The organism is Pseudopedobacter sp. (assembly GCF_040392825.1).
GTDB lineage: Bacteria > Bacteroidota > Bacteroidia > Sphingobacteriales > Sphingobacteriaceae > Pseudopedobacter.
In genome coordinates, this window is the sequence record NZ_JBEBVH010000130.1 from 1 (window position 1) to 10,783 (window position 10,783).

Annotated in this window: 9 protein-coding genes; 4 read left to right on the top strand and 5 right to left on the bottom strand. The window is 37.0% G+C overall.

The genetic code is table 11. The annotated features are described in order from the left end of the window. The 3 genes from guaA to ABWO41_RS10465 form a co-directional block, all read left to right on the top strand. A partial coding sequence (guaA, locus tag ABWO41_RS10455) for a glutamine-hydrolyzing GMP synthase (protein ID WP_353137435.1) occupies positions 1 to 1,527 on the top strand: 1,527 nt, incomplete at its 5' end. Positions 1,528 to 1,558: 31 nt separating this feature from the next. Next, positions 1,559 to 2,740: an ABC transporter substrate-binding protein gene (locus ABWO41_RS10460; protein WP_353137438.1), complete on the top strand. Its 1,182-nt coding sequence runs from the start codon at positions 1,559 to 1,561 to the stop codon at positions 2,738 to 2,740. A 133-nt stretch (positions 2,741 to 2,873) separates the two neighbouring features. Further along, complete coding sequence (locus ABWO41_RS10465; RefSeq protein ID WP_353137440.1) at positions 2,874 to 4,037, top strand: RsmB/NOP family class I SAM-dependent RNA methyltransferase; 1,164 nt, start codon at positions 2,874 to 2,876, stop codon at positions 4,035 to 4,037. A 7-nt stretch (positions 4,038 to 4,044) separates the two neighbouring features. On the opposite strand, the gene ABWO41_RS10470 is transcribed toward ABWO41_RS10465, so the two are convergent. From ABWO41_RS10470 to ABWO41_RS10485, 4 genes are all read right to left on the bottom strand, one after another. Continuing rightward, positions 4,045 to 4,617, bottom strand: coding sequence for a MarC family protein (locus ABWO41_RS10470; protein ID WP_353137442.1), 573 nt, complete (start codon positions 4,615 to 4,617; stop codon positions 4,045 to 4,047). An 81-nt stretch (positions 4,618 to 4,698) separates the two neighbouring features. Further along, a complete protein-coding gene (locus ABWO41_RS10475) occupies positions 4,699 to 6,147 on the bottom strand; it encodes an amino acid permease (RefSeq protein ID WP_353137444.1) in 1,449 nt (482 codons plus the stop codon). A gap of 84 nt (positions 6,148 to 6,231) precedes the next feature. After that, complete coding sequence (locus ABWO41_RS10480) at positions 6,232 to 6,921, bottom strand: pseudouridine synthase (protein WP_353137446.1); 690 nt, start codon at positions 6,919 to 6,921, stop codon at positions 6,232 to 6,234. A gap of 41 nt (positions 6,922 to 6,962) precedes the next feature. After that, positions 6,963 to 8,243: a dicarboxylate/amino acid:cation symporter gene (locus ABWO41_RS10485; RefSeq protein ID WP_353137448.1), complete on the bottom strand. Its 1,281-nt coding sequence runs from the start codon at positions 8,241 to 8,243 to the stop codon at positions 6,963 to 6,965. Positions 8,244 to 8,441: 198 nt separating this feature from the next. On the opposite strand from ABWO41_RS10485, the gene ABWO41_RS10490 reads away from it, so the two are divergent. Next, the gene (locus tag ABWO41_RS10490) at positions 8,442 to 9,125 is read left to right on the top strand and encodes a DUF3575 domain-containing protein (protein WP_353137450.1); all 684 of its coding nucleotides are present in this window, start codon (positions 8,442 to 8,444) and stop codon (positions 9,123 to 9,125) included. 82 nt (positions 9,126 to 9,207) lie between these two features. On the opposite strand, the gene ABWO41_RS10495 is transcribed toward ABWO41_RS10490, so the two are convergent. Then, on the bottom strand, positions 9,208 to 10,783 hold a 1,576-nt coding region (locus tag ABWO41_RS10495; protein ID WP_353137452.1), incomplete at its 5' end, for a V-type H(+)-translocating pyrophosphatase.

A 10,783-nucleotide genomic window follows, 5' to 3' on the forward strand; every position in this document is an offset into this window, starting at 1 on the left:
GAGAAAATTCTGATTCTAGATTTCGGATCGCAGTATACCCAATTAATAGCTCGTAGGGTGAGAGAACTAAATGTTTACTGTGAGATCCATCCATTCAATAAAATTCCGGCGATAGATGAGTATACAAAAGGAGTAATTTTATCCGGTAGCCCGTCTTCAGTACGTCAGGAAGGAGCACCTCAGGTAGATTTTAATCAATTTCATGGTAAGTTACCTTTATTGGGAGTTTGCTATGGAGCACAATATATCGCTCAGCATTCTGGTGGTAGTGTGTTGCCTTCAGAAATCAGAGAATACGGAAGGGCTAACTTAGAATATATTCATAGTAGTAATGCCTTAATGAAAGATTTGCCTGTTAAATCTCAGGTATGGATGTCGCATGGCGATACTATTAAAGAGGTTCCTGCTAATTTTGAAATTATTGCAAGTACGGATACCGTTAAAGTAGCGGCTTACCATGTGAAAGATAGTCAAACCTATGGTATTCAATTCCATCCGGAAGTAACACACTCTTTGGACGGAAAAACCTTATTAAAGAATTTCATTGTAGATATTTGTGGTTGTAATCAGGACTGGACGCCTTATGCTTTTGCGGATGAAACTATTGCAGCTTTAAAAGACCAATTAGGAAATGATAAGGTCGTTTTGGCTTTATCTGGTGGTGTTGACTCATCTGTAGCCGCTTTATTACTACACAAAGCAATTGGAAACAATTTGTACTGTGTATTTGTTGATAATGGGTTGTTGAGAAAGAATGAGTTCGAATCTGTACTGGAATCATACAAAACTTTAGGATTGAACGTTAAAGGTGTAGATGCTAAAGATCAGTTTTATACAGCATTAAAAGGTTTAACAGATCCTGAAAAGAAAAGGAAAGCGATAGGAGGCAAATTCATCGATATTTTTGATGCAGAAGCCCATTTAATCCAGGACGTAAAGTGGTTAGCGCAAGGTACAATATATCCGGATGTCATTGAATCGGTTTCGGTTAACGGAGGACCTTCGGCCACTATTAAATCTCACCATAATGTGGGAGGTTTACCAGATTTCATGAAATTGAAAGTGGTGGAACCATTAAGAGCCTTATTTAAGGACGAGGTAAGAAGAGTAGGAAGAGCATTGGGCTTACCGGAAAATATTTTGGGTAGACATCCTTTCCCTGGTCCGGGGTTGGGTATCAGAATTTTAGGAGAAGTAACTCCAGAGAAAGTAGCTATCCTTCAGGAGGCTGACTATATCTATATCGAAAACCTGAGAAAAGCAGGTCTTTACGATCAGGTATGGCAGGCAGGTACAATTTTCTTACCAATACAATCTGTAGGGGTAATGGGAGATGAACGTACTTATGAGAATGTAGTTAGTTTAAGGGCTGTAGAATCTGTAGATGGTATGACGGCAGATTGGTGTCATTTACCATATGAGCTATTAGCAAAAATTTCTAATGAGATCATTAATAATGTTAAAGGAATTAACAGAGTTGTTTACGACATCAGTTCTAAACCACCGGCAACTATTGAGTGGGAATAGAAAATATATATTATTTTTATCAGTCTTGTTTTTGGCGTCCTGTTCGCCAAAAACAAGATCTACTACAAATCTGCCATCAGCATCTAATCAGGGTAAAAAGGAAGAGAAGCAAACAGAAGTAATTAAAGAAAAGCCTAAGGAAAAACCAGAGATGGTTATTTCGCTGTTACTTCCATTTGAGCTGAATGTTATTAATTATAAAGTAGCAAAGAAACAGGATCTAACAAAGGCCGAACTGGCGATAGATTTTTATCAGGGTTATAAGATGGCTCTGGATTCGGTAGCAAAGGTTTACGGCGGTAAGTTTAAATTGCAGGTTTACGATGCAAAAGACAATGTTTCTTCGGTAGGTAATTTAGCCAATAAAGCTGGAGTTAAGAATTCAGATTTGATTATTGGTCCGGTATTTCCGAGTGGTATCAAAGCTTTTTCTGAATACAGTAAGGCTATGAACAAGCTAACCGTATCTCCGCTGGCTGCCACTTCTTCAGAAACATTTAATAATCCAAATTTAATCAGTATCAATAATTCAATAGAGCAGCATGTTGCCAAAGCTGTCGACTTTATTCAGTCAAATCTTAAACCAAAAAAGATAGTATTAATCAGAAGCGGACAGGAGGGCGAATATAAATATGCAGTACCATTTAAAAAAGCTGTATCAGGCCTGGCTAAACCAATTACGCTTTCTGAAATTGGTATAAAAGCAGTTGGATATGAGAATGTATTTAAAAGTCTGAGTCCGGTAGGTTTAAATGTAATTGTCTTACCGTCTACCGATAGGAACTTCCTATTATCCATTACAAAAGAACTGGATAAACTGACAGGGAATTTCCAGATAGCGGTGATAGGCCATCCCGATTGGGAAAGAATGAATTTTCTTGATGGGTATATTATGCAGAATATCAATGCCTATATTACTTCGTCGTATAAAATTGATTATAAAACCTCCAGAGTAGACGATTTTGTGAAGTCCTACAGAAATAAATTTCAATTGGAACCCGGGGAATTTGCTTTTAAAGGTTTTGATGTAGGTTACTTTTTGGGTAAACTGATGGCCGAAAAAGGAAAAGATTACGCAGATTTTTTAACAAAAGAAGAATATAAAGGTTTGCATAATAATATTCATTTAAAAAGAGATCTGCAGTATGGTTATTCTAATAAAGAGTTACTGGTTTTAAAGTATGCAGATTTTCAATTAAAGCGGGTTTATTAGATCTTTAAAAAGTCAGAAGTCAGAAGACGGAAGTTTGAAGTTCCGAACCGTAACATTATCAATGCAACGAAGACGCCCTTGGGCAAGCTTTCTCTAATCTCAATATCCAATACTCATTACTCTATACTAAATAATGAAAGCATTCCATCAATTAGCTACTGTACAGAATATATTACTGGCTTATAACGAAGACCAGCCATTGCACCGTTTTCTGGTTCAGTTTTATAAAAAGAACAAGCAGATGGGGTCTAAAGATCGTAAGATTAGCAGCAGGTTGATATATAACTATTATCGCCTGGGCAAAGCTTTAGAAGCTTTACAGTTGCAGGATAGATTATTGGTCGCTGAGTTTTTATGTAATCAGGAAAGCAGCTCCTATGTGGAATATTATAAACCAGAATGGTCGGCCTTCATAGCTAATCCCATTGTAGAAAAAATAGAGCAAGTTAAGGGCGTTTATCCGGCATTTTCATTGAAAGATGTATTCCCTTTTACAAATCATCTTTCAACAGGAATTGATTCTAATGCCTTTTTACTAAGCCAATTTGTTCAGCCAGATTTATTTGTCAGAGTAAAAAGAAACGCTGTTGCCGATTTTGAATTTAAATTAAGACAGCAAGAGGTAGTTTATCAGAAACTGGACAAAGTTACTTTTTCATTTAAAAACGGAACAAAATTAGAGCAGTTAATTCCCGAAAAGGGGATTTACGAAATTCAGGACTGGTCTTCTCAAAAAACCGGTACATTTTTTAAACCGCAGAAGTGGGATAAATGGTGGGATTGTTGTGCCGCTTCCGGAGGTAAATCTCTCATGTTATTGGATGAACAGCCTGATATTAAATTGTTGGTAAGCGATATTAGAGAATCTATTATTGAAAATCTGAATGAGCGTTTTATACAGGCAGGTATAAAGGGATTTCAAGCAAAAATATTGGATCTTACCCAAAATATATCGGTCTTTTTACATGATTATGAATTTGATGGGATTATTTTGGATGCCCCATGCAGTGGTTCTGGTACATGGGGAAGAACTCCGGAGATGATTGCGCAATTTGAGCAATCCAAAATCCAATTTTTTCAAAATCTGCAAAGAAAAATAATATCAAACGTTATTCCTTATCTGAAAGTAGGGAAATCTATGATTTATATTACCTGTTCTGTTTTTAAAGAAGAAAATGAGGAGCAGATTGAATGGATAACTGACCATTTTGGACTGGAAGTAGAAAATCAGGAAATAATCAAAGGTTATGAACACAAAGCTGATTCTATGTTTGTAGCCAGGTTAGTGAAGAAATAAGCTTATTTTATAATCCCGTATTACTTCTAAATAGTTTTATAGCTATAGCTAAAAGTATTACACCAAAAGCTTTTCTTAAAACTTGTAATCCCACTACTCCCAATATGCGTTCCAGCTTTTCTGTATTTTTGAGCACCGCATATACAAACAATACATTGGCAATAATGCCCACCAATATATTCTGCAATTGATACTCTGCCCGAAGAGAAAGGAGTGTAGTTAATGAACCTGCTCCCGCTATCAGAGGAAAGGCAAGAGGAACAATTGAAACGGTTTCGGGTATATCTTCTTTGAAAAAATTAACACCTAAGATCATTTCCATGGCAATAAAGAAGATTACTAAAGAACCCGCAATGGCAAAAGAAGAAATATCTAGACCTATAATCTTCAGCATTTCTTCCCCTACAAATAGAAAAGAAATCATAATAACGAGAGACACTAAACTTGCTTTTTCTGACTGGATATGTCCCGCTTTCTTGCGTAATTCAATAATAACGGGAATAGAACCTAAAATATCAATTATAGCGAACAAAATCATCGTTACCGACAATATTTCAGTGAAATTGAAAAAGTCTAGCATAAGAATAGTTTTGTTAAAGATAACAAATAAAAAAGCCAAAGGATTTAACCTTTGGCCTGCCGTCTTGTAAAAAATATGTTGTTAATTTTTGTTAGCTTCCGCTCTGGCTTTGGAATGTTTTCTGCTATAAAGAAAATAAATCAGGATACCTATAGCCATCCAAATAATAAGGCGTTCCCATGTATGCCAGGGAAGTCCATACATCAGGTATAAACAAACAAGTATTCCCAGGATAGGAACATAAGGAAATAACGGAGTTTTGAAAGTACGTTCTATTTCCGGATGTGTATATCGTAAAATTAAAATGCCGCAACACACAATAGCGAATGCCAATAAAGTGCCTATAGAGACCAGTTCACCAAGTAGATTAATTGGCGCTAGTCCTCCAATAATCATCGCAATAACTCCGGTAATAATTGTTGTAACGTAAGGGGTTTGAAACTTAGGATGTACTTTAGCGAAAAATTTCGGTAGTAAACCGTCTTTAGACATTGAATAAAAAACTCTGGGTTGCCCCATCAGCATGACTAAGATAACCGAGCTTAAACCTGCGATAGCGCCAATTTTTATAGGAAATCTTAACCAAAATAAGTCTTCACCTGCAGAGTTAACAGCTACTGCTACCGGATCCGGAACATTTAAATCAGAATAATGTACCATGCCAGTCATAACCCAACCCACCAATACATAGATAATAGTACAGAAGAATAACGATCCTAAAATTCCTTTTGGCATATCTCGTTGCGGGTTTTTAGTTTCCTGCGCTGCAGTAGAAACGGCGTCAAAACCAATATAGGCGAAAAAAATAACACCTGCTCCACGTAATATACCATCGAATCCAAAAGCCCCCGGTCCTGTATTTTCGGGTATAAAAGGTTGTAAGTTATCCGTATTTATATAAGAAATACCAAATCCTATAAATAAAAAGATTACCAGAAGCTTTACGATTACGATAACGTTATTGAATTTGGTAGATTCTTTGATTCCTATGGTAAGTAAGATGGTAACTAAACCGATAATGAACATTGCGGGGAAATTTATTAATGCTCCGGTTGCTATAAATTCGCCTGTAGAAGAGTCATAATTAAAAGGCGATTGAGCGATATGGGCTGGGATATGGATTCCAAAGTCTTTTAAAAAACTGACGACATACCCCGACCAGCTGACAGATACCGTAGAAGCGGCGAATAGATACTCCAATATAAGATCCCAACCAATAATCCAGGCTATGAATTCTCCCATGGTAGCATAGGCATAAGTATATGCCGATCCGGCTACAGGGATCATAGAAGCAAATTCTGAATAACACAAACCGGCTAACGCACATGCCAGACCTGCCAAAAGGAACGATAACACAACTGCAGGTCCAGCATGTAAAGCTGCCGCAGTACCTGTTAAAGTGAAAATTCCGGCACCAATAATAGCACCAATGCCTAAAGAAATTAGATTTGCAGCAGTAAGTGTTCTTTTTAACTCACCTTCGCCACTTGATTCTGCTTTTAGTTGGTTTATAGATTTTTTATAAAACATATGGTTCTTCTTCGAAATGTCTTTCTAAGATAGAAGCAAAATTTTATTTATGATGTTTTTTTTACAATTTTTTGTGGAAAAATACTATAGCTCTATTGGGAAATTTAATATTTTTAGCGTCCGATTGAACTCGGATTGAGGCTTGGCTGCTAATTTAAGTGTGTTTTTTGTTACGGGATGCAAAAGTTCGAGTTTTGCTGCATGTAACATCATAGTATCCATTTGCCACTTGTCCTTAAATAATTTATTCTGTTTGTTACAACCATGTGGCCTGTCTCCTATAATAGGATGATTGATATGGGCAAAATGACGTCGAAGTTGATGCATCCTACCTGTTTGTGGCTCAGCCTGGATTAATGAATATCGCGAAGTAGGATGTTTGCCAAAAGGTAAGTCTATCTCTGTATGTGCCAATGTGGCAAAACAGGTTATGGCTTCCTGCTCGTTACCGTTTTCTTTGAGTAGGGGATGATTGATGGTCATTTCTTTTGGTGAATGGCCCCGTACAATCGCGAGATAAGTTTTTTTTACTTCATTATTCTGAAAAAGGAGTTGTGTTTTAATTTCCGTCTCTTTATCTAATGCAAATAAAAGCAAACCACCGGTTTTTCTGTCCAGCCGATGGCAGGGCCATACCATTTGACCAATCTGATCTCTTAATTTTTGTAAAGCAAATTCTTCCGCATCCCTTGCAAGAGAGGATTGGTGAACTAGTAAACCATGAGGCTTATTAATAGCAATAAGATATTTGTCTTGATATACGATTTCTAACATGGAATGCAAAAATAGGAATACAGTATTTCTATTTCTTTGTATTATTGTAAAACCTCCTGTAATTTATCTTTATCTAACTGCCCTTCCCACTTAGCCACAACAACAGTAGCTACCGCGTTTCCTGCTAAGTTCGTTAATGCTCTGCATTCCGACATAAACCTGTCAACACCTAAAATCAGCGTCATTCCGGCAATAGGTACTTCAGGGACTACAGCAAGCGTGGCAGCAAGTGTGATGAAGCCGGCACCTGAAACTCCTGCGGCACCTTTTGAGCTAAGCATAGCTACCAATAATAATACAACTTGCTGTTGCAGGCTTAGGTCAATATTACATGCTTGTGCAATAAATAGGGCAGCCATGGTCATATAAATATTTGTTCCATCGAGATTAAAGGAATATCCGGTAGGTATTACCAATCCGACAACGCTTTTTGCGCAACCGGCATTTTCCATTTTGCTCATTAAAGAAGGTAAAGCAGCTTCTGAAGAGCTGGTACCCAAAACAAGTAATAACTCATCTTTGATGTAACTTAACAGTTTGAAAATGTTAAATCCATTGTACCTGGCAACAGCACCTAAAATAATGGTAACAAATAAAAAAGATGTGGTATAAAATGTTGCAACCAACATAGCCAGATTAATAATAGAACTAATGCCGTATTTACCAATAGTAAATGCCATAGCCCCAAAAGCTCCGATAGGTGCCAGTTTCATTAAAAGTTCAACTATTTTAAAGACAGGATAAGATAGTGCCTGAAAAAAGTCTGTTACAGGCTTACTTTTTTCAGAAGTCAGTGCCAGACCAATACCAAACAAAATAGCGGCAAATAATACCTGAAGTATGTTGTCACCAGTCAGAGGGCTCATTAAAGTCTTGGGTATCACATTCATGATAAACTTCAGTAGCGAAGAATGTTCTGCCTCAGAGATGAAATGCGTAATTTGGTTTTTGTCTAAAGTTTGTGGATCTATATTTAGTCCTTTTCCGGGCTGTATGACATTACTTATTATCAATCCTACTATGAGAGCCAATGTAGAGAACGTTAAAAAGTATGCGAATGATTTTCCCGCTACACGGCCAACACTTTTAAGATCGTTCATGCCTGCAATTCCCATAGAAACAGTAATAAATATTACAGGAGCAATAATCATCTTCACAAGATGAATGAAGCCATCACCAAGCGGTTTCATCATCTCACCTATTTCGGGATGAAAGTACCCAAGAGATATACCCAGGAAAATAGCTATAATAACTTGTACGTAAAGGACCTGATAGAATTTTTTTGGCTTTTTAGGAATTTCTTCCTGATGTGTTAGGTGCATATTAATAGGTTTATTGTGACGAAAATACACTTTCAAGAGAGTTTGGCAAAATATAAGTTTATTTAAGATGGTTATTAATCAATATTTAAAGAGATTAAATTAAGAACGTAAACATATGAGTGATTTGTGACTGGTTTTATGTATTTAGTTAAAAATGTATATTTTTGCTTGAATTTAAAATGAATTATTATTTATAGTATGATGAAACAGACTTTACTTGCTTTGTTTTTATTTCTCACTTCGATGGCCTATAGTCAAACTCATAAAAATAAGCTTGAAGTGGCTTTATTTGGAGGATATGGGTATCGTACCGCGAAGGTAGCAGATAATGTGCCCAATGATTTCAAAAATTATGTAAAAGAACTTAAATCTGGTTATCAATTTGATATTAGTGCCAGTTACTATGTAAGAAAAGACTGGGGGCTTGGAGTTCAATATAATGTATTTAAAGCATCCAATATTGCAAATAATATTTATATAGAATATGAAAATGGTCAGCGTGTTACAGGGAGGATGAATGATGATATTACCATAAGCTTTATAGGACCAAGAGCTTCAGGCAGGTTGTTTGATAAAAAAGAAAAGAATTTCTTATCAATGGGAATAGCTTTAGGGTATTTAGGTTATAAAAATAACTCGAAGGTTGTAACAGAAAATATTAAGATAACAGGCGCTAGTTTAGGAGCCGCATTTGATATGGGTTATAATTGGCAGGTTGCAAGGAGATTTCATTTAGGAGCACAGGCTTCTGTAGTTTCTGGTGTTTTGAGTAAACTGACAACAGAAACAAACGGAGTTAAAAAAACTGAAAAATTAGAAAAGGATCAAAAAGAAAACCTGGGTCGGATAAATTTTTCGGCAGGGGCAAGGTTTATGTTATAACTTAGAAATTTCCCCGATTCAAAAAGAAGCCCTGTTAACATAGTTTAACAGGGCTTCTTTTTTGATTTAAAATACCAAATACTTATTTTAAATGAATTTGGTTGTTTATTTTTAACCGGTTCAGTTCCGGATTTTTTTCTGTTGATAGTGTTATCTCCACAGTTTTATTGGGTTCTAGTTTTGCAATTTTAGGTTTCACAGCAATATGTGGTGCAATAATCAACGAAACAATAGACATCAGTTTAATCAGGATGTTCATCGAAGGTCCGGAAGTATCTTTAAAAGGATCACCTACGGTATCACCAGTAACAGAAGCCTTATGAGGTTCTGATTTTTTATAATAAGTCTCTCCATCTATAATTACTCCTTTTTCAAAGGATTTCTTTGCGTTATCCCATGCTCCTCCGGCGTTCGATTGAAACATTCCCATCAAAACTCCGGATACAGTTACTCCCGCTAAAAGTCCACCTAAAACCTCAGGACCAAATATAAAACCTATAACAATTGGGGTTATTAAAGCGATAGCTCCCGGAAGCATCATTTCACGAATAGACGCCTTGGTAGAAATGGCGACACACTTTTCATACTCTGGTCTGGCTTTGTATTCCATAATCCCCGGAATTTCTCTAAACTGGCGTCTTACTTCGTTAACCATATCCATGGCAGCTCTTCCGACAGCAGATATACATAAAGATGAGAATATGAAAGGAATCATTCCACCAACAAATAGTCCGGCCAGAACATCCGCTTTATAAATATCAATTTTATCAATTCCTGCCACACCAACAAATGCTGCAAATAATGCAAGAGAAGTTAGCGCTGCAGACGCAATAGCGAATCCTTTTCCGGTAGCTGCGGTTGTATTACCCACAGCGTCTAAATTATCTGTTCTACCTCTAACCTCTTCAGGCAACTGACTCATTTCGGCAATTCCGCCCGCATTGTCGGCAATAGGACCAAAAGCGTCAATTGCTAATTGCATCGCGGTAGTGGCCATCATTCCGGCAGCAGCAATGGCAACGCCGTAAAGTCCCGCAAAATGATAAGACCCATAAATCCCACCTGCAAGAACAATCATTGGAAGCAGGGTAGATTCCATTCCAACTGCCAGACCTCCAATAACATTTGTAGCGTGTCCTGTAGAAGATTGTTTGATAATAGATTGTACCGGTCTTTTTCCCATGGCGGTGTAATATTCGGTTATGATACTCATAAGAGCACCAACAATTAATCCGACAATAATAGAAAGGAATACATCTGTTGAAGTGAAATCGTAACCTCTAATTGACATAGACTCTGGCAATAGCCATTTAACCGCGAAAAAAGATGCAATAGCAGTCAGAATAATAGATGACCAATTCCCTATATTTAATGCAGCCTGTACGCTGTCATTTTCATTTTTAATTTTGACAAACCAGGTGCCTGCAATCGAAAACATTAAACCCAATCCGGCAATTAGCATTGGCAATAAGATAGGGGCAATTCCTCCAAAATTATCAGCGGATATTATTTCACGACCAAGTACCATGGTTGCTAAAATTGTTGCAACATAAGAACCGAACAGGTCGGCCCCCATTCCGGCAACGTCACCAACGTTATCACCAACGTTATCGGCAATAGTCGCAGGATTTCTTACATCGTCTTCTGGAATACCGGCT